Annotated in this window: 19 protein-coding genes; 17 read left to right on the forward strand and 2 right to left on the reverse strand. The window is 66.9% G+C overall.

All coding sequences use genetic code 11. The annotated features are described in order from the left end of the window. The first annotated feature begins 86 nt into the window (after window positions 1-86). From LF63_RS00150 to LF63_RS00165, 4 genes are read left to right on the forward strand one after another with little or no spacing between them, the layout of a single operon-like run. Complete coding sequence (locus LF63_RS00150) at window positions 87-725, forward strand: ParA family protein (RefSeq protein ID WP_043098802.1); 639 nt, start codon at window positions 87-89, stop codon at window positions 723-725. 33 nt (window positions 726-758) lie between these two features. Further along, a complete protein-coding gene (locus LF63_RS00155; RefSeq protein ID WP_043098803.1) occupies window positions 759-1,232 on the forward strand; it encodes a SixA phosphatase family protein in 474 nt (157 codons plus the stop codon). Between the two features lie 31 nt (window positions 1,233-1,263). Further along, entirely contained in the window at window positions 1,264-1,905 is a 642-nt protein-coding gene (locus tag LF63_RS00160) for a YceI family protein (protein WP_161782304.1), read from the forward strand. A gap of 10 nt (window positions 1,906-1,915) precedes the next feature. Continuing rightward, window positions 1,916-3,772 carry a phospholipase D-like domain-containing protein gene (locus LF63_RS00165; RefSeq protein ID WP_043098805.1) on the forward strand — a complete coding sequence of 619 codons (1,857 nt, stop codon included), beginning with the start codon at window positions 1,916-1,918 and terminating at the stop codon, window positions 3,770-3,772. Window positions 3,773-3,796: 24 nt separating this feature from the next. Here LF63_RS00165 and LF63_RS15990 read toward each other — a convergent pair whose 3' ends face one another. Further along, a complete protein-coding gene (locus LF63_RS15990) occupies window positions 3,797-4,288 on the reverse strand; it encodes an energy transducer TonB (protein ID WP_052394438.1) in 492 nt (163 codons plus the stop codon). Between the two features lie 14 nt (window positions 4,289-4,302). After that, window positions 4,303-5,580, reverse strand: coding sequence for an acetyl-CoA C-acetyltransferase (locus LF63_RS00175; RefSeq protein WP_043098807.1), 1,278 nt, complete (start codon window positions 5,578-5,580; stop codon window positions 4,303-4,305). Window positions 5,581-5,696: 116 nt separating this feature from the next. Between LF63_RS00175 and LF63_RS00180 the strand changes: the two genes are divergently transcribed. The 13 genes from LF63_RS00180 (at window position 5,697) to LF63_RS00240 (ending at window position 18,312) form a co-directional block, all read left to right on the forward strand. Further along, window positions 5,697-6,824: a hypothetical protein gene (locus LF63_RS00180; RefSeq protein WP_043098809.1), complete on the forward strand. Its 1,128-nt coding sequence runs from the start codon at window positions 5,697-5,699 to the stop codon at window positions 6,822-6,824. A 193-nt stretch (window positions 6,825-7,017) separates the two neighbouring features. After that, window positions 7,018-8,559: an efflux transporter outer membrane subunit gene (locus tag LF63_RS00185; protein WP_235205218.1), complete on the forward strand. Its 1,542-nt coding sequence runs from the start codon at window positions 7,018-7,020 to the stop codon at window positions 8,557-8,559. Window positions 8,560-8,570: 11 nt separating this feature from the next. Further along, the gene (locus LF63_RS00190; protein ID WP_043098814.1) at window positions 8,571-9,734 is read left to right on the forward strand and encodes an efflux RND transporter periplasmic adaptor subunit; all 1,164 of its coding nucleotides are present in this window, start codon (window positions 8,571-8,573) and stop codon (window positions 9,732-9,734) included. A gap of 9 nt (window positions 9,735-9,743) precedes the next feature. Next, complete coding sequence (locus tag LF63_RS00195) at window positions 9,744-12,806, forward strand: efflux RND transporter permease subunit (protein WP_043098817.1); 3,063 nt, start codon at window positions 9,744-9,746, stop codon at window positions 12,804-12,806. Between the two features lie 391 nt (window positions 12,807-13,197). Then, complete coding sequence (locus LF63_RS00200; RefSeq protein ID WP_161782306.1) at window positions 13,198-13,977, forward strand: 4'-phosphopantetheinyl transferase family protein; 780 nt, start codon at window positions 13,198-13,200, stop codon at window positions 13,975-13,977. A gap of 267 nt (window positions 13,978-14,244) precedes the next feature. Further along, window positions 14,245-14,751 (forward strand): hypothetical protein, encoded by a 507-nt coding sequence (locus tag LF63_RS00205; RefSeq protein WP_043098819.1) that lies wholly within the window; start codon window positions 14,245-14,247, stop codon window positions 14,749-14,751. Between the two features lie 39 nt (window positions 14,752-14,790). Further along, window positions 14,791-15,117 carry a hypothetical protein gene (locus LF63_RS00210; protein ID WP_043098821.1) on the forward strand — a complete coding sequence of 109 codons (327 nt, stop codon included), beginning with the start codon at window positions 14,791-14,793 and terminating at the stop codon, window positions 15,115-15,117. A 225-nt stretch (window positions 15,118-15,342) separates the two neighbouring features. After that, window positions 15,343-15,711: a DUF6232 family protein gene (locus LF63_RS00215; RefSeq protein WP_043098824.1), complete on the forward strand. Its 369-nt coding sequence runs from the start codon at window positions 15,343-15,345 to the stop codon at window positions 15,709-15,711. Window positions 15,712-15,951: 240 nt separating this feature from the next. Continuing rightward, window positions 15,952-16,482, forward strand: a complete 531-nt coding sequence (locus LF63_RS00220; RefSeq protein WP_052394440.1) for a hypothetical protein — start codon at window positions 15,952-15,954, stop codon at window positions 16,480-16,482. A 76-nt stretch (window positions 16,483-16,558) separates the two neighbouring features. Continuing rightward, complete coding sequence (locus LF63_RS00225; RefSeq protein ID WP_043098826.1) at window positions 16,559-16,891, forward strand: hypothetical protein; 333 nt, start codon at window positions 16,559-16,561, stop codon at window positions 16,889-16,891. Window positions 16,892-16,984: 93 nt separating this feature from the next. Beyond that, a complete protein-coding gene (locus tag LF63_RS00230) occupies window positions 16,985-17,392 on the forward strand; it encodes a YcxB family protein (protein WP_152569184.1) in 408 nt (135 codons plus the stop codon). Then, on the forward strand, window positions 17,389-17,898 hold the full coding sequence (locus LF63_RS00235) for a hypothetical protein (RefSeq protein WP_052394441.1): 510 nt from the start codon (window positions 17,389-17,391) through the stop codon (window positions 17,896-17,898). The genes LF63_RS00230 and LF63_RS00235 overlap by 4 nt, the downstream gene beginning before the upstream one ends. Window positions 17,899-17,961: 63 nt before the next feature. Then, window positions 17,962-18,312 carry a TfoX/Sxy family protein gene (locus tag LF63_RS00240; protein WP_043098830.1) on the forward strand — a complete coding sequence of 117 codons (351 nt, stop codon included), beginning with the start codon at window positions 17,962-17,964 and terminating at the stop codon, window positions 18,310-18,312. The last annotated feature ends 3 nt before the right edge of the window (window positions 18,313-18,315 follow it).

An 18,315-nucleotide genomic window follows, 5' to 3' on the forward strand; every position in this document is an offset into this window, starting at 1 on the left:
TGCGGCCCGCGCCGTGTAGGCTTGTCGCAGGTCCCGCAGGCGAAAACGCGCGGGACCGTTTTCTCGGGCTACGGGAGCAGTCGGCGATGCAGACGATACTTGTGGCAAGCAGCAAAGGCGGATGCGGCAAGACCACCCTGGCCACCAACCTGGCCGCCGCGCGCGCCCAGAAGGGCCGCAACGTCGTGGTCATCGACGCCGACCGCCAGCATTCCAGCTTCAACTGGTGCGCGCGCCGCGCCGAACACGAGCACCTGCCCGGCGTGCTGGGCATGGACGGCTCGCCCAGCCAGGCCTTCGACCGGCTGCCGCCCGACACCGACCTGGTGATCGTGGACACCCCGGCCGGCATCAGCGAATACCAACTCACGCCGTGGCTCGAACGCGCCGACGCCGTACTGGTGCCGGTGCTGCCCTCGGTCATCGACTTCGACGCCACCGGCGGCTTTCTCGAGATGCTGCACGGCATGGAGCCGGTCAAGCGCCGCAAGGCGCCGGTCGGCCTAGTCGGCAATCGCCTGAAACCGTGGACGCATGCCAGCCAGGACGCTGTCGAGCGGCTGCGCGAAATGTCCTTCCCGGTGGTCGGCGCGCTGCGCGACAGTCAGGCCTACGTGTTGCTGACCGGCCTCGGCAAGAGCATCTTCGACTATGCTTCCGAACACGTGCGCCGACATCAGGACGACTGGCGCCGGCCGCTGCGATGGATCGCACGCAACACCTGATCCGGCGCTCGCGCCGCACGCCCTGGACAAACCATGCACGACATCATTCTCCTGCGCCACGCTGCCGCCATGTCTTCGGCGCCCGACGGTACCGACGGCGGACGCCCGCTGAGCACGCTGGGCGAGGAGGAAGCCCGCGCCGCCGGACGCTGGTTGCGCGAACACGACGTGCGCCCGACGCACGTCGTGTGTTCGCCGGCGCAACGCGCGGTGATGACCGCGCGCAACGTGCTCGACACGCTGGAAAGCGACGTCAAACCGACCCTGGAACCGGCCATCTACGACGCCGTGCCCGGCACGCTGATCAGCCTCATCGATCAGCACGCCACCTCCGGCGCACTGATGCTGATCGGCCACAACCCGGGACTCGAACAGCTGGTCGGCCTGCTCTGCGAAGGGCGCTCCAACGAAGTGCGCGGCATGCCGCCGGCGGGTATCGCCTGGCTGCGTTCTCCGCTTCCGCTGGAGCCCGGCAGCGCATTGCTGCACGCCTTCTGGTCGCCCTGAATCGCCAATGGCCGGCACCGAGCCGTCCGCCATGCGCACAGAATCGCTCCGTCGCCGTTTTCGCTGGCCGCTTGCGCTGGCGATGCTGCTGGCATGCGCAACCGCGGCTCGGGCCAGCGTGCCCGACGTGCTGCACATCGATCCCGTGCAGTCCTACGCCGGCTTCAGCGTGCGCCTGATCTGGTGGCAATCGGTCGTCGGACAGTTCAACGATGTGCGCGGACAGGTGCGCATCGATCCCGACCGACGCACCGCGCGGGTGCACGCAAGCATTCGCGTGGACAGCGTTGTGGTGAAACCCTCGCGCTTCCGCGAACGCCTGCTGGGCAAGCATTTCTTCGATGTCGGGACCTACCCCGACATCCTGTTTGTATCCGATCCCATGCCGCTGTCCCTGCTCGAAAGCAGCCACGAGCACCTCAAGGGCACGCTGACCCTGCACGGCGTGACCCGGCCGATGACGCTGCAACTGTACGGCGCGCATTGCCCGGCCCCGCACCTCGCCGACTGCACCCTGCGCCTGCGCGGCTGGCTGGATCGCACGCGCTTCGACATGCGCGCCTATCGCGCGCTGGTTTCGTCGCGGGTGCATCTGGATCTGGTGATCCACCTGCAGGCCGAACCTGAACCGTCTCCGGCCTCGTCCGCGCCGGCCAGGGCGAGCAGCAGCTAGAATCTCCGGCATGACCAGCCGACTTCGATGTGCGCTGTCCTTGCTGGCGCTGATCATGCTGCTGCAGGGATGCGTCGTTTCGCGGGTGCATGTGCGCGAAGCCACTTCCATCGTCGAGCAGAGCCAGCCTGCCGGCGCAACCCGCTGCAAGCGTGCCGACCACTGCCCCACGCCCTCTCCGTTGATGGCCGCGGCCGAGGACGCGATGCACTATTCCACGGCCAAGCATCCGCAACACGTCGTGACCCTGCTCAACAGCGGCGAGGCGGCGCTGGCCGCGCGCATCAACCTGATCCGCGCCGCGCGCCGCAGCATCGATCTGCAGACCTACATCTGGGCGCCCGACGACACCGGCAAGCTGATGCTCGACGAACTGGTCCGCGCCGCCCAGCGCGGCGTCAAGGTGCGCATCATCGCCGACCAGCTGTTCTCGTTCTCCGATCCCGAGCAGCTGGCGCGGCTGGCGCGGGTCAGCCCCAACTTCCAGCTGCGGCTATACAACCCCACCTTCGCCAACGCGAAGACCCCGCCGCTGGAATTCGCCGCCGGCATCATGTGCTGCTTCTTCCAGTTCAACCAGCGCATGCACAACAAGGTGATGGTGGTCGACGGCACCATCGGCATCACCGGCGGCCGCAACATCGAAGACCGCTATTACGGCTGGGACCCGAGTTTCAACTACATCGACCGCGACGTGATGGTCGGCGGCCCCGCCGCGCGCGAAATGGCGACCAGCTTTCAGCATTTCTGGGTGCACAAGCGCACCAAGCGGCTGACCCAGTTACGCGACGTCAACGCGATCCTGCGCGACACCGGCGTGCAGCCGGTGCACTGGACCGAACCCGTCTACGAGCATCCCGGCCGTGTCGCCAAGGTGCGACGACAGGCCGAGGACCCGAGCTGGCTCGGCCAGCACATCCTCGACCACACCCTGCGCGTCGGGCCGGTCGAATTCTTCTCCGACTTCCCCGGCAAGACCGACAACCCGGACCGCAAGCGCTCGCTCGAACTGACCGAGCACATCATGCGCATGGTGGCCAACGCCAAGCACCAGATCGTGCTGCAGACGCCGTACCTGGTGATGAGCAAGCAGGCGCGCAAGATCTTCCTCAAGCTGCACGGCGATCATCCGCAGCCGCGCGTCATCGTGTCGACCAATTCGCTGGCCTCGACCGACGCCTTCGCCGTGTACGCGATGTCGTACAAGCACCGCAAGCGCTACCTGAAAGATTACGGCTTCGAGATCTACGAACTGAAGCCGCATCCGGCCGACCTGCCGGTGCTGACGCCGCCCGCCAGCGACGACAATACGGCGGCCGCGACCGTGCCACCGAGCGCGCGCCAGGACCTGCATCGCACCCGCCGCCGCAACAGCCCGGCGCCGCTGATCGAGACCCAGGGCATGCGCATCGGCCTGCACGCCAAGTCCATCGTCGTCGACGGCGCCTTCTCGATGGTCGGCTCGCACAACTTCGATCCGCGCTCGGATCACTACAACACCGAGGCCGGCATCATCATCTACGACCCGCGCTTTGCCCGGCAGCTAGAGAAATCCATCCTGCGCGAGACCCAGCCCAAGAACGCCTGGACCATCGCGCCACGCCAGCCCAAGGTGCCGGTGCTGACCTACATCAACCAGGCTATCGGCACCGTGTCCGAGCACCTGCCGCTGTTCGACTTCTGGCCGTTCCGCTACGCCACCAGCTACGACATCGACCCCGGCTGCCGGCCGCTGACGCCGTCGGATCCGAAGTTTTTCCAGTGCTATCACGCGGTCGGCGACTTCCCCGGCGTCGCGCTGCCGTTCAAGACCATCTACACGCGCATGATCACTGCGTTCGGCGTCGGACTGAGCGGGATTCTGTAACGCGGTCGCCGGCGATCCGACGCGTCAGCGCGCGTTCGGGTCGATGCGGAAGCGGATCGGCAGGACCGCCTCGCGGCGCGCGTGCGGCGGCATGTCGAAGGTCCAACGTCGCGCCGCGTCCAGGGCCGCTTCGTCCAGGTCGGCGTCGCCGCTGGACTGCTGCACGCGCGCCTCGGTGACGCGCCCCTGCGCATCCAGCATCACCCGTACCCGGACCAGACCCTCGCGATGCGTGCGCAGGGCCGCGATGGGATAGCGCGGCGACGGCGCGAAGGTCGGTTGTGGCGCGACTTCCGGCGTGCTGGCGACGGTAGAGGCTTCGCCGCGTGCCAGCCGCGCATGCGTTGCTGCGTGCCGGCGCGCCCGCACCGGTGGCGGCGCGGCCACGGCACGCGCGCCGGGATCGAGCGTCACGCCGTCGCTGATGCGCTGCACGCTGCTGAGCAGGGCCGTGGCGCCAATGCTCAGCAGCAGCACGAGCAGGCTCACGGCCAGGATGGTGCGCAGGCGCGGCACGCGTCGTCGCCGGCTCAGGGCCGTTCGAGAATCGCCGTGACGCCCATGCCGCCGGCTGTGCAGATCGAGATCAGGCCGCGGCCCGAACCCTTCTGCTCCAGCAGCTTGGCCAGCGTCGCGACAATGCGCGCGCCGGTGGCGGCAAACGGGTGACCGACCGCCAGCGAGGAGCCGTGGACGTTGAGCTTGGCCGGATCGATCGAACCCAGCGGCTGGTCCAGGCCGAGGCGGTCGCGGCAGTAGCTTTCCGATTCCCAGGCGCGCAGCGTGCACAGCACCTGCGCGGCGAAGGCCTCGTGGATTTCGTAGAAGTCGAAGTCCTGCAGCGTCAGACCGGCCTCGGCGAGCATGCGCGGCACCGCGATGGTCGGCGCCATCAGCAGACCCTCGCCATGCACGAAGTCGACCGCGGCCACGCGCGCGTGGGTCATGTACGCCTGCACCTTGTGGCCGTGCGCGGTCGCCCATTCGTCGCTGGCCAGCAGCACGGCGGCCGCGCCGTCGGACAGGCCGGTGGAATTGCCCGCGGTCAGCGTGCCGTGACCCGAGTTGCGGTCGAAGGCCGGCTTCAGCGTGGCGAGCTTCTCCAGGGTGGAGTCCGGGCGCAGGAAACCGTCGCGCTTGAGGCCGCGGAACGGCACCAGCAAGTCGTCGAAGAAACCGGCCTCATAGGCGGCCGCCAACTTGTGGTGGCTCTGCAGCGCCAGCTTGTCCTGATCCTCGCGGCTGATGTTCCACTCGCGCGCCATCAGCTCGCAGTGATCGCCCATCGACTTGCCGGTGCGCGGCTCGGCCACGCCCGGGAACGACGGCTTGAATTCGCCGAACGAGAAACCGCGGAAGGCCGCCTTGACCTTGTCCATCGGCGTCTTCGCGCGGTTGATGCGCAGCAGACGCTTGCGCAGACGATCGTTCAGCGCCACCGGCACGTCGCTGGTGGTGTCGCTGCCGCCGGCGATGCCGGCCTCGATCTGGCCCGCGGCAATCTTGTTGCCGATCAGGATGGCGTTGTCGAGCGAGGTGCCGCAGGCGCGCGCCGTGGTGATGCCGGGCGTGGTCGGCGCCAGGCCGGAGCTGAGCACCGCCTCGCGCGCGATGTTCCAGTCCGAGGCGTGCTTGAGCACCGCGCCCATCGCCACTTCGCCCAGCTCCTGACCATGCAAGCCGAAGCGTTCGACCAACGCGCCGAGCACTTTGACCGACATGCCGAAATTGCCGACCTCCGCATACGCGGTGTTGTTGCGGCAGAAGGGAATGCGAACGCCGCCGATGACGCCAACACGCTTTTGCATGATCTGTCCCGCTCCTGTGGGCCTTTTAAGGTAACGCGCGCGCCGCGCGGGCGGAAGCCTGTGCAGCCGTGATGTTCGGTCGCGGTACACTTGCCCTTTTGCGAGGCGAGCCCGGCGTGGACCACGACGACCTGATCAGCTGCCCCGGCGTGCTGGCGCTCGAATGCGCGCCCGACGCCGCGCCTTCCCGCGTCACCCTCGAACGCGACGAGGTCGACGCACTGGCCGGCTTCATGGCCGAGGACCTGGCCGCGCTGCTGCCCGACGTCACCGAGGCGCGCCTGGCCGTGGCCGGCGCGCTGTTCGACGCCGCGCAGCTGCTGCGCCCGCACTTCCCCGCCTACGCCACGCTCGACGAGCTGGCCGCGCGCTTGCCGCGCGAGCGCGGCGGCATCGTCGCCTTCGGCGCGCGCGACGGGCGCATGCCGGCACAGCCGCTGTCCCCGGAACCCGCGCTGGCCGGCAGCCCGATGCTGTACCTGCCGTGGACGCTGCAAGCGCCAGCCACCATCGGCAAGGCGCTCGGCGAAGCCATGGAAGTCGAACTGATCGGCCGTGGCGAAGCCGGCACGCGCACCGCCGACTTCCTCATGCGTACGCTCGATCTGCGCCTGGAACATGCGCGCTACCTGAGCCGCCACGACCTGCTGGCGCTGACCTGCGTGCAGTACGAACACGCCAACCTGGCGCCGCTGTGGACGATGCTGGAAGCGGCTTTGCTCAGCCCGGACTCCACCGAAACCACGCTCAGCGCACGCGGCCTGCCGCTGCGCTATGCCGATGGCGTCCTGCATGTGGCCTCGCCGCTGGCACAACTGCGTGCGCATGCCGCCGAGACCACGGACGATGCCGCCCACACGCTGGCCGGCTGGGTGTTCGAGCTGCGTCAATACGCGGCCGTGCTGCAGGCGCATGCCGTGCCGATGCATCTGGACGATGCCTGCACCGACGACGCCATGCTATCCGTCGAAACCTGCGCCGACCCCGATCCAGCCTTGCCCGCTCCGGTGCTGTACACCCATCGCGCCCCGGGCCTCGGCGTGATCGCGATCAGCGTCGCGCAGACCGACGCCACACGCATGCGCGTGCTGGCCAACGCCCTTGTGCTCGGCGGTCGCCTGGAGGCCCACCTGCACGCCCTCGGCGCGCGCTTCGGCGCCGATGGTGCCGTACAGACGCTCGATCGCGTGCATCTCGATGCCGACCGCTCGCTGACGCCACCGCCGGTCCAGCGTCTGCACTGAAAGCATACGGCGACGCGACGCGCACGTCGTCACAATGGTGTATTCACCTTGACATCGCGAACTGCGTATCATACGCAAGCACCGGGGAGGTGCCCCTGCGTGGGCGCACGCGATTGATTGCGCTCGATATCTATATCTAAACTGATCGGTATGGTATTGTCCGTGCCGGCTACTGCTGCTTAAGGTCTCCGCCTTGACGCTACCCAACACTCCATCGACCACCCTCGCACCCGTGCTCCGCCGCGGCATGTTGCCGTTGCTGATCGGCGTGCTGCTGGCTGGTTGCGCCGTCGGCCCCAACTACAGCAGGCCGGATGCGCCCAAGGTGGATCGGTACACCACCCAAGCCCTGCCGGCATCGACGGTGTCCGCCGACGCCATCGACGGCGATGCGCAACGCTTTCTGAGCGGCAGCGACGTGCCGCAGCGCTGGTGGACCGCGTTCGGCAACGCCGAACTGGACCGCCGCGTGCACACGGCGCTCGCGCACAGCCCGACCATCGCCTCGGCCCAGGCCGCCCTGCGCCAGGCGCAGGAAAACGCGCGCGCCGCCGGCGGCGCGCTGTTTCCTGCGGTGGACGCCAGCGCCGGTGCGACGCGGCAGAAACTGTCGGCGGCGCAGTCGGGGACCGGTCGCGCGATAGGCCCGTACACGCTGTACAACGCCTCGATCAGCGTCGGCTACACGCTCGACCTGTTCGGTGGCGTGCAGCGCGGCATCGAAGCGCAGGAAGCGCTCAGCGACGTGCAGCAGGCGCAGCTGGATTCCACCTACCTGACCCTGGCCGGCAACGTGGTCACGGCCTCGTTGCTGGAGGCCTCGCTGCGCGAGCAGGTCCGCGCCACCGAGCAGATCGTGAAGATGCAGCGCGATTCGCTGGACATCGCCGACAAGCAACTCAAGATCGGCGCGACCTCGCTGTCGGACACGCTGGCGGTACGCGCGCAGCTGGCTGCGACCGAGGCCACGCTGCCGCCGCTGCGCGCGCAGTTGGCCGCGACGCGCAATCGTCTGGCCACCTATCTCGGCGTCACGCCCGCACAGCTGGATGCGGCGCCGCTGACGCTCGACGCCATGCGTCTGCCGCGCGACATTCCGGTCAGTCTGCCGTCGCAGTTGGTCGATCAGCGTCCGGACATCCGCGCCGCGTCCGCGCAACTGCACGCAGCGTCGGCCCAGGTCGGCGTCGCCACGGCGGCGATGCTGCCGCAGATCACCCTGTCCGGCAGCGCCGGATCGCAGGCGTTGAACGCCGGCGATCTGTTCTCGGCCGGCACCCGCGCCTGGTCGCTGGGACTGAACCTCACGCAGCCGCTGTTCCACGGCGGCGAACTGCTGCACAAGAAGCGCGCCGCACAAGCCGCACTGGACAAGGCCCGCGCCGACTGGCAGCAGACCGTGCTGGTCGCATTCCAGAACGTCGCCGACGCTCTGCAGGCGCTGCAATACGACGCGCAGACCCTGGCCGCGCAGGCGACCGCCGAGGAAGCCGCCTCGCAGCGCCTGTCGCTGACGCGCCAGCAATACCGCCTGGGCGCGACCGGCTACCTCGATCTGCTCGACGCCGAACGCAGTCTGCAGCAGGCCCGCATCAACCTGATCCAGGCGCGCGCCGCGCGTCTTTCCGACACCGCCGCGCTGTACACCGCCCTCGGTGGCGGCTGGCGCGGTGACGACCGCACGACCACCCCCGCCGCGACGGCATCGTCCGCCGCTCCGGCCGTAGCCAACTAAGGAGTTCGCGCATGCCCAAGCGCGCCGACAAGAACAAGCCCAGCCTCGCCAAGCGCATGATCCTGATGATCGTGGGCGTGCTCGTGCTCATCGCCGTGATCGTCGGCATCAAGGTCATGCTGGTGATGCGCATGATCAAGAGCATGCCCAAGCCGGGACCGATCACGGTCAGCACGACCAAGGCCGAGACGCAGACCTGGCAGCCGTCGCTGCAGGCGGTCGGCTCGCTGCGCGCTGCGCGCGGTGCGGATCTGGCGATGGAAGTCTCCGGCCTGGTCACCGACGTGAACCTGCATTCCGGTCAGGACGTGAAAAAGGGTCAGGTGCTGCTGCAACTGCGCGACGGCGACGAAGTCGCCAAGCTGCATCAGCTGCAGGCCAACGCCAAGCTCGCCGGCATCACCTTTGAACGCGCACGCCAGCAGTTGGCGGCCAAGGCCATCAGCAAGGCCAGCTATGACAGCGCGGAAGCCGACTACAAGGCCAGCCAGGCCGCCGTCGAGCAGCAGAAGGTCGTGGTTGCCAAGAAGCAGCTACGCGCGCCGTTCAGCGGCCGCGCCGGCATCATCACCGTCAACCCGGGCGACTTCGTCAACACCGGCACCACGCTGGTCACGGTGCAGCAGCTCGATCCGCTGTACGTCGACTTCAACGTGCCGCAGCGCGAGCTGAGCCGCCTGCGCGTGGGCCAGACCGTGCACCTGAGCCTGGACGCCTACGGCAAGCGCGTGTTCGACGCCAAGCTCAGCGCGATCAATCCCAAGGTCGACACCAGCACGCGCAACGTGCAGGTCGAGGCCACGGTGCCGAACCACGACAAGGCGCTGACCCCGGGCATGTTCGCCAAAGTGCGCATCGACGTGGGCCAGAAGATGGAGCGTCTGACCCTGCCGCAGGCCGCCATCGTCTACAACCCGTACGGCGACACCGTCTACGTGGTGCAGCCGGGCAAGGGCAAGGACGACCAGGGCAAGCCGAATCCGCCGACCGTGCAGCAGGCCTTCGTCACCACTGGCGAGACGCGCGGCGACCAGGTGGCGATCCTCAAGGGCCTCAAACCGCTGACCGAAGTGGTGACCAGCGGCCAGATCAAGCTCAAGAACGGCGCGCCGATCAAGGTCGACAACCGCGTCCAGCCGGCCGACAGCCCGAACCCGACGCCGCAGGAGCACTGAGCGAACGCCATGAATTTCACCGACGTCTTCATCAAGAAGCCGGTTCTGGCAATCGTCGTCAGTCTGTTGATCCTGGTGCTCGGCATCAAGGCGGTCAGCAGTCTGACGGTGCGCCAGTACCCGAAAACCGAGAACGCCACGGTCACCGTCAGCACCGCCTACTACGGCGCCGACGCGCAGACCATGGCCGGCTTCGTCACGCAACCGCTGGAGCAGGCGATCTCGCAGGCGCAGGGTATCGATTACCTGTCTTCGTCCAGCGTCCAGGGCGTATCGACCATTACCGCCACGCTGCGCCTGAACTACGACGCCAACCGCGCGCTGACCGAAATCACCACCCAGGTGAACTCGGTCAAGAACCAGTTGCCGCCGCAGGCGCAGCAGCCGGTGCTGACGGTGCAGACCGGCCAGACCATCGACGCCATGTACATGGGCTTCTACAGCGATGTGCTGCCCACCAACAACATCACCGACTACCTGTCGCGCGTGGTCAAGCCCAAGCTCGACGCCATCGAGGGCGTGCAGACCGCCGAACTGCTCGGCGCGCGCAAGTTCGCCCTGCGTGCCTGGCTGGATCCGGCCAAGATGGCCGCCCACGGCGTCACCGCCACGGACGTGCAGCAGGCGCTGGCCGCCAACAACTATCTGGCCGCGGTCGGATCGAGCAAGGGCCAGGCGGTCACCGTCGACCTGACCACCGACAGCGACCTGCACACGGTGGACGAGTTCAAGCAGCTGGCGATCAAGCAGGTCAACGGCTCCATCGTGCGCCTGCAGGACATCGCCAAGGTCGACCTCGGCTCGGAGAGTTACGACTTCAACGTCGCCTTCAGCGGCAAGCGTTCGGTGTTCATCGGCATCAAGGTGGCGCCCGACGCCAATGTGCTCGACGTCGCCAAGCGCGTGCGCGAGCAGTTCCCGGAAATCCAGAAGCAACTGCCGAACGGCCTGTCCGGCGAGATCGTCTACGACGGCACCAAGTTCGTGAACAGCTCCATCGACGAGGTCATCAAGACCCTGGTCGAAGCGCTGGTGATCGTGACGCTGGTGATCTTCCTGTTCCTGGGCAGCCTGCGCGCGGTCATCATCCCGGTGGTCGCGATTCCGCTGTCGCTGGTCGGCACCTTCTTCGTGATGCTGGCGCTGGGGTACTCGATCAACCTGCTGACTCTGCTGGCGCTGGTGCTGGCGATCGGTCTGGTGGTCGACGACGCCATCATCGTGGTCGAGAACGTCGACCGGCACATGAAGGAAGAGCACAAGACGCCGCTGCAGTCGGCATTGCTGGCGGCGCGCGAACTGGGCGGACCGATTCTGGCCATGACCGTGGTGCTGATCGCCGTGTACGTACCGATCGGCTTCCAGCAGGGCCTGACCGGCGCGCTGTTCACCGAGTTCGCCTTCACCCTGGCCGGCGCGGTAACGGTCTCGGCCGTGGTCGCGCTGACGCTGTCGCCGATGATGACCTCGCGCTTCTTCCGCCGCGGGCAGGACGAGGCGCGACTGGTCCAGTTCATCGACCGCCAGTTCACCCGCGTGCAGAACCGCTACCGGCGCATGCTGAGCAGCATCCTGACCACCAAGTCCGTGGTCATCGTGATGGCCGCGCTGCTGCTGCTGGCGACCATCGCGCTGGGCATGACCGCGCAGTCGGAGCTGGCGCCGGAAGAAGACCAGGGCGTCGTCGCCGGCCAGATCGTCGGCGCGCCGAATGCCACCGCGCAGCAGATGAACGTCTATGCGGAACAGATGTTCCAGGCCGCCAAGACCCTGCCCGAATACGACCAGATGTTCCAGCTGACCGGCGTCCCGACGGTCAACCAGGGCATCGGCGGTGTGCTGTTCAAGCCCTGGGAACAGCGTGACCGCAGCGCGCAGCAGTTGCAGCAGGAGCTGCAGCAGAAGTGGAACAACATCGCCGGCGCCCAGATCGCGGCCTTCCAGTTCCCCTCGCTGCCGGGCGCTTCGGGTCTGCCGATCGAGGTCGTGATCACCACCACCGAACCGTTCCAGAACCTCAACGAGGTCGCCAGCAAAGTGCTCTCCGAGGCACAGGCCAGCGGCAAGTTCTACTTCGTCGATTCGGATCTCAAGGTCGACAAGCCGCAGAGTACGGTCAAGCTCAATCGCGACATGATCACCACACTGGGATTGACCCAGCAGGATGTCGGTGCGGCACTGGGCGCGGCGCTGGGTGGCGGCTACGTCAACTACTTCTCGATCTCCGGACGCTCCTACCGCGTGATCCCGCAGGTACTGCAGGTCGACCGCCTCAACCCCGACCAGGTGCTGGACTACTACATCCGCGCCCCGAACGGCTCGGTGATCCAGGCCTCGACCGTGGCCAAGGTCGCCAACGAAGTCGTGCCGCGTTCGCTGAACCACTTCCAGCAGCTCAACTCGGCGACGATCTCCGGCGTATCCGGCATGTCGCAGGGCGAGGCGCTCACCTACCTGCGCGATCTCGTGCACAAGGTCGCGCCGACCGGCTACAACGTCGACTACGCCGGCCAGTCGCGCCAGTTCATGCAGGAATCGGGCGGTTTCGCGGGCACGTTGTTCTTTGCCGTCATCATCGTGTTCCTGGCGCTGGCGGCGCAGTTCAACAGCCTGCGCGATCCGATCGTGATCCTGGTGTCGGTGCCGCTGGCGCTGTTCGGCGCGCTGATCTTCGTCAACCTGTTCGCCAGCCTCAACATCTACACCGAGGTCGGCCTGGTGACGCTGATGGGCCTGATCAGCAAGCACGGCATCCTGATGGTGGAGTTCGCCAACCAGTCGCAGATGGAGGGCATGTCCAAGCTGGAAGCTATCCTGCATGCGGCCTCGGTGCGTCTGCGGCCGATTCTGATGACCACCGCGGCGATGGTGCTGGGCGTCATGCCGCTGGTGATCGCCACCGGCGCCGGCGCGGCGGGCCGCTTCAACATGGGCCTGGTGATCTCCACCGGCCTGGCCATCGGCACGCTGTTCACGCTGTTCGTGGTACCCGCCTTCTACCTGCTGCTGTCGGCCGATCATCACGCCGACAAGCAGGGCGACGATCCGGAGCAGTTGACCGCCGAAGTCTGACGGTCGACCACGCCCGTTCGCGGCCAGGCCGCGAACGACGGCAAAAACAAAGGGTGCGGCGATCCGCACCCTTTGTTTTTGCGCATGACGCCCTCGGGTTCCGGCGCGTACCGAGCGCGCGGAAATCTTGTCCGCCCTTGCATGCTCGCCTGCGCGCACCGAGCGTGCACGATGCAGGCGCAACCACTGCGCACATCACGAGTCATCGCGGCAAGGGCCGCTCACATGCCCCTTGGTTGCATGGCATTGCGCCAGTCGATCCATGCGCACCGTCAGATCTTCGTACAGCGCGCCACCACGATCGATCGCGCCATGCAGTACGCTTCAGACACATGGCGCGATGCACACTGCGCCACCGTCTTCGACACGGCCGCGACATGGAAGTGAAGCCATGCACGAACACCACCCCGACTGCGCCACAGCCATCGTCACTGAACCGAACGTCCATTCAACCGTCGCCCCGGACGCGATGATCCGCGATGCGTACTGGGAACCGCTGGGACACGACGATCCGCGGATGCCGCCAGCCTGCGTGATCGCATTCGACCCCACCGCCTTCGACGCCTCGGCGTGGCGGCGGCACGAGGTCCGCCAGCCGTCCGCTCTGCTGCACGCGGTGCCCAAGCGGCAAGCCGAGTTCCTGACGGGACGGATCGCCGCCCGACAGGCCATCGCGCGTCTCGGACTCGCCGCATCGATCCCCGGCATCGGCGCATCGCGCGAACCGCGCTGGCAGAACGGCGTGGCCGGCAGCATCACGCATGTCCACGGCCTTGCCGCCGCGGTCGCCGTGGCGGCGTCGAACATAAACGGCATCGGCATCGATGTCGAAAGGATCGTGGACGCGGCGACACGCGACGCGCTTCGCGGCACGGTCGTCACCACGGACGAATACGCGCTGCTGAAAACGGCATGCAGCCGTTTCGATGCCGACCTGCTGCTGACCACGGTCTTCTCGGCCAAGGAAAGTTTCTTCAAGGGCGCATTCGCCACCGTCGGCCGCTACTTCGAGTTCGAGGCGGCGCGCCTGTCGTCGCTCGACGCGGACACGGGCCGCCTGCAGCTGACGCTCACGCAAACGCTGCATCCGACGCTGCCCGAGGGCCGTGTCTTCACGATCGGCTTCAGGATGCTGGCCGCGGATACGGTCGTGACCAGCTTCATCTGGTAGCGCCATCGCGAGCGCGACGCACGCCTGCGGACAAGACGCGCGCGCACAGCATCCGCGCAGGACGCGCGGCGGCGCAACTTCGCCGGCCAAGGCATGACCGCCTGACCGAAAAGCCGGCGCATGTTCCCGCTTGCCGCCACGTCGTGACGCATCGCATGCCTGTCGTCGTCCGATGAAGCACGCGGCCCGTCGCCTGTATGCTTCCGCATGCGCAGGCATCGCGCTAGGCTCGTTTCCGACCTCTGCCTGCCGCACTGGACAACCGACATGCTGCTTCGCTGCGCTCTCGTTCTGTTGCTGTGCGCGAGCCCGGTCCGCGCCGCGGACCTGCCGCCGAGCACGGATCACCGCCTGGCCACGATCCTCGGTCTCGCGCAGGAAATCGCTGCCACCGACGGCCGTTCGGAGCAACCGTATCGTGTGCGCATCTACGCTATCCCCGACGCCATCGAAGAATGCGCTGGCAGCGTCGCGTCCTGCCCGGACGTGCGCCTGTTCGTCAGCGTATCCAGCGGCGATCTCGGCGAGACGCCCTCGCTCTACGTCCTCCCGCCGCGCAAGGGCTGGACGTTCCTGCACTGGGAGCCACCGCAGACGCAACGCGACGGCGCACCCGTGACGATCTTCCGCGTGCGAACCGCGCTGCCGGAGGCCAACATCGACGCCGCCGCGCGCGCTGGATGGAAACCCGAAACGTTCCGCATTATGGTCGGCACGTCGGGGGGATCATGGAACGTCATCGCGTCCGGGGGGACGCGCGTTCCGCAGCACTGATCGACCCGTCCAACAACAAACCACGACAAGGACGGACCCATGAAACTGCTTCTCATCCTGGCGCTGCTGTTGGCGCTCACCGTCGTGCCGGTCATGATCGGCGCGCGCATCGTCAAGGCGCAGAACACCGGCTTCGGCTCGGCCCTGCTGGCCGTGATCCTGCTCGCGGCACTGGGCGCGGCGATCGATCATTTCGTGCCCTACGCCATTCTGGCGGTGCTGATCTCCGCCCTCGGCGGCGCGGCGATCCTGGCCGGCGTGCTCAACACCACCTTCCTGCGCGGCCTGGCGGTGAGCGTCATCGTCACGTTGATCCAGTTCCTGGCGCTGCTGCTGTTCATGGGCAGCATCGTCGGCGCCGACTAATGAAAAGGCGTCTTCCTTGTGCGCTTCAATACCTGTCGCCCATGGAAATACGCTCTACGCGCGGCCGCTCTACCCGCGCGCTCCAAAGGCCATCGCATAGATGCACCCCTCGTGCCTTACTTTCTTGACCCATGTCCGCATGTATTTGATGATTCGAGCTGCGCTCAGGATGGCGTCAGGAGCAGCCACTGTTCATTCACGGTGGTTCAACACACGGAGGGGGACATGGAAGAAAAATTCTTTTTCAATCAAGGCGGCGTCAGCGTCTCGAATGCACGATTCATGGTTCGCGGTCAGACCTATGCCATGAACGGTGTCACGTCGGTCAAGCAATCCGTCAGACATCCATCCCGACTGCTGCCCATCGTGCTCGGGATTCTAGGTTTGATACTGCTCTTCGGGGGATCGAGCGGCGTGATGTGGGGACTCATCGCACTGAGCATCGCCGCACTCTGGTGGTTCAGCCAGAAATCGGAGTGGATCGTCGTACTCAACAGTGCTTCCGGTGAAACGCAAGCATTGACCAGCAAGGATCGGCGCTACATCGATGGCGTCATCGAGGCACTTAACCAATCGATTATCCATCGGGGATGAATCGCTTCTCCTGAGCGCGATTCATCGACGGACAAACTCTCGCGCACTCCATGGCTACTGTGCATCGCCCTGGCTGCGCGGTTACGCCTCAGAAAGTCACTGCTGCGCGAATCCTCTGGCGTGATGATGTTCGCAAGGTGAAGCAGGCAAGCGGCAAGCCTTGCGCTGCGCTCATACGCGCCTTGCATTGCCGGTTCGGCGTTAGACTTAAACCCTGTCTTCTCGGGGGAAGAAGGCCTCATGGAACACCCGCCCGCTCGCTCGACCTTCGTCACCATCGTCGCGTGGACCTTCATCGGCCTCGCCGGTTTCGCCACCTTCATGATGCTGGTGCAGAGTGTCGTCTCCGTCTCCGTCTTCAAGACGCAGGCGTTCGAACACCTGCTGCGAACGATGCCGCGCCCTTCGCCGGTGTCGCAGTTCATGTTCGCGCACTACACCGGGTTCGCCCTGCTCGGTCTGACGCTGGCATCCGCGACCCTGATCGCCGCCATCGGGCTGCTGAAACGCCGTGCATGGGCGCGTCGACTGTTCATGGTCATGCTGGGTATCGGCGTGGCCTGGCAGCTCGCCGCCATCGTGCTGCAGCACTACACGATGGCATCGATGCAGACCCAGTTCGACGCGATGCCGAACATGCCCGACATGCATGCGTTCGTGACGGTGATCTACGTGTTCACCATCCTCCAGGGATTGGCGATCGCCGGTGTGTTCGCGTGGATTCTCGTGCGCCTGCGCTCGGCGCGCATCCGTGCCGAGTTCGCGCCTTGAACGCCTGCCGACACGGCGCACCGCATCGCGCTCACGCGACCCATGGCATCCCACTTCCGAAGGGGTCTCGCCCACCATGCTGCGCTTTCTGAGAAACATCGTCCTCGGCGCCGTACTCGTCTACGCCATCGCGTGGGGACTGGACGCCATCGGCCACTGGCTGCACGCGCCGGGCAACGCACCGCGCATTCCGCACGGCATCGGCGCGGGGTTCATCCACCTGGCCTATCTGCTGCGCCTGCCGGTGCAGTGGTTCACCGCGCTGGCGCACACGCATGCCCTGCGCATCGGCGCCACCGTGGCCGGTTACACGCTGTGGGGCCTCGTGATCGCGATGATGGCGCGCGCGCAGGCCGCGCAGCGGGCGCGCCGACGCAAGGCCGCGGCCGCCTCGTCTTCGGAGAACTAAGTGACGCCGCCGAAAACCTACACGCTGCGCTATCGCGCCACGCGCGGCGAAGTCTGGCGCTGGTACCTGCGCGCCTGGAAGCGGCGTCTGTGGATGATTCACGCCCTGGCCGCCGTGTTCCTGTCCTTCATGATTGCTTCCGACGCGCAAGGCGCCGTATCGCTGCACGCTTTCCTGAACGTCTTCGCGTGGATGCTGCCGGTCGTCATCGCGATCTTCGCGCTCGTTCCGCAAGCGCTCTACAAACCCCAGGTGCGTACGCTCGATGTCGATGCGCAAGGCTGGTCCACGCGCATCGGCAGAAAGGAAGGCTCGCGCCCCTGGAGCCAGATCGCCTCCGTGCAGGCGTGGGAAGACAACGTCATCATCGCGGGCCGCAACGGCAACGCGATGATCGTTCCGGCACGCGCCTTCGACAGCGCGGCCATGCGCAAATGCTTCCTCGACGATGCCACGCGCTGGCACCGCGGGACCACGACGCCCTCGGGAAGCGCCTCGTGAACGTGCTGCCCGACACGCCGCTCGAACGCATCGTCGCCTTCCTCAACGGCATCGGCATCGACACCCGCGAAGGCGAAGTGCCGGCTGATGCGTTCCTGCCCGGCGTGCGCGTGCACGAAGGCGGGCTGATCTTCGACCGCGCCGCGCTGCGCTGGCCCGGCGACCTGCTGCACGAAGCCGGCCATCTGGCCGTGGCGCCGCCCGACCTGCGCGCGCAGCTCAGCGGCGACGTCGAACTGCCCGCCGACATCCCGCACGCCTCCGAGATCGAGGCCACCGCCTGGGCCTGGGCCGCGCTGTGCCATCTGCGCCTGGCGCCGAGCGTGCTGTTCCACGAAGGCGGCTACCACGGCCGTTCGCAGGGTCTGATCCAGACCTTTCTGCTCGGCGTGTATCCGGGCGCGTTCGGCCTGGCGCAGATCGGCCTGACCCACGTCGGCGCGGCGGCCGCGCCCAACGACGCGCCGGCCTATCCGCACATGACGCAATGGCTGCGCAGCCGCTAACCGCCTTCGCGCCGCGCACCGCACCTATACTGCTTTCAGACACCGCGCTCACCGGAGACACACATGGCCACCGACGCCGATTTCGTCGCCTACGTCCACGAACAGGCAGGCCTCGGCGACGCGCTGCGCTATCGCAAGATGTTCGGCGAATACGCGCTGTATCTCGATGACAAAGTGGTCGCGCTGGTGTGCGACAACCGCGTGTTCCTGAAACCCACCGACGCCGCGCGCGCCTTGCTCGAACGCGTCGAGGAAGACGCCCCCTATCCCGGTGCGAAACCGCATCTCGTGCTGGACGAATACCTCGACGACAGCGACACCCTGGCACGCCTGCTGCGCGTCACGACCGAGGCGCTGCCGAGGCCGAAGCCCAAAAAGCCCAAGGCTACGAAATCGGCGCGGAAGAAGACTTGAAGT

The organism is Oleiagrimonas soli, from assembly GCF_000761445.1.
GTDB lineage: Bacteria > Pseudomonadota > Gammaproteobacteria > Xanthomonadales > Rhodanobacteraceae > Oleiagrimonas > Oleiagrimonas soli.

Excerpts from the sequence above, each read along its gene's own strand:
- LF63_RS00200 (WP_161782306.1), top strand. The coding sequence starts at position 13,198 with ATGCACGAACACCACCCCGACTGCGCCACAGCCATCGTCACTGAACCG.
- LF63_RS00215 (WP_043098824.1), top strand. The coding sequence starts at position 15,343 with ATGGAAGAAAAATTCTTTTTCAATCAAGGCGGCGTCAGCGTCTCGAAT.
- LF63_RS00160 (WP_161782304.1), top strand. The coding sequence starts at position 1,264 with ATGCGCACAGAATCGCTCCGTCGCCGTTTTCGCTGGCCGCTTGCGCTG.
- LF63_RS00220 (WP_052394440.1), top strand. The coding sequence starts at position 15,952 with ATGGAACACCCGCCCGCTCGCTCGACCTTCGTCACCATCGTCGCGTGG.
- LF63_RS00190 (WP_043098814.1), top strand. The coding sequence starts at position 8,571 with ATGCCCAAGCGCGCCGACAAGAACAAGCCCAGCCTCGCCAAGCGCATG.
- LF63_RS00205 (WP_043098819.1), top strand. The coding sequence starts at position 14,245 with ATGCTGCTTCGCTGCGCTCTCGTTCTGTTGCTGTGCGCGAGCCCGGTC.
- LF63_RS00175 (WP_043098807.1), bottom strand. The coding sequence starts at position 5,580 with ATGCAAAAGCGTGTTGGCGTCATCGGCGGCGTTCGCATTCCCTTCTGC.
- LF63_RS00165 (WP_043098805.1), top strand. The coding sequence starts at position 1,916 with ATGACCAGCCGACTTCGATGTGCGCTGTCCTTGCTGGCGCTGATCATG.
- LF63_RS00150 (WP_043098802.1), top strand. The coding sequence starts at position 87 with ATGCAGACGATACTTGTGGCAAGCAGCAAAGGCGGATGCGGCAAGACC.
- LF63_RS00195 (WP_043098817.1), top strand. The coding sequence starts at position 9,744 with ATGAATTTCACCGACGTCTTCATCAAGAAGCCGGTTCTGGCAATCGTC.
- LF63_RS00210 (WP_043098821.1), top strand. The coding sequence starts at position 14,791 with ATGAAACTGCTTCTCATCCTGGCGCTGCTGTTGGCGCTCACCGTCGTG.
- LF63_RS00230 (WP_152569184.1), top strand. The coding sequence starts at position 16,985 with ATGATTCACGCCCTGGCCGCCGTGTTCCTGTCCTTCATGATTGCTTCC.
- LF63_RS00225 (WP_043098826.1), top strand. The coding sequence starts at position 16,559 with ATGCTGCGCTTTCTGAGAAACATCGTCCTCGGCGCCGTACTCGTCTAC.
- LF63_RS00155 (WP_043098803.1), top strand. The coding sequence starts at position 759 with ATGCACGACATCATTCTCCTGCGCCACGCTGCCGCCATGTCTTCGGCG.
- LF63_RS00240 (WP_043098830.1), top strand. The coding sequence starts at position 17,962 with ATGGCCACCGACGCCGATTTCGTCGCCTACGTCCACGAACAGGCAGGC.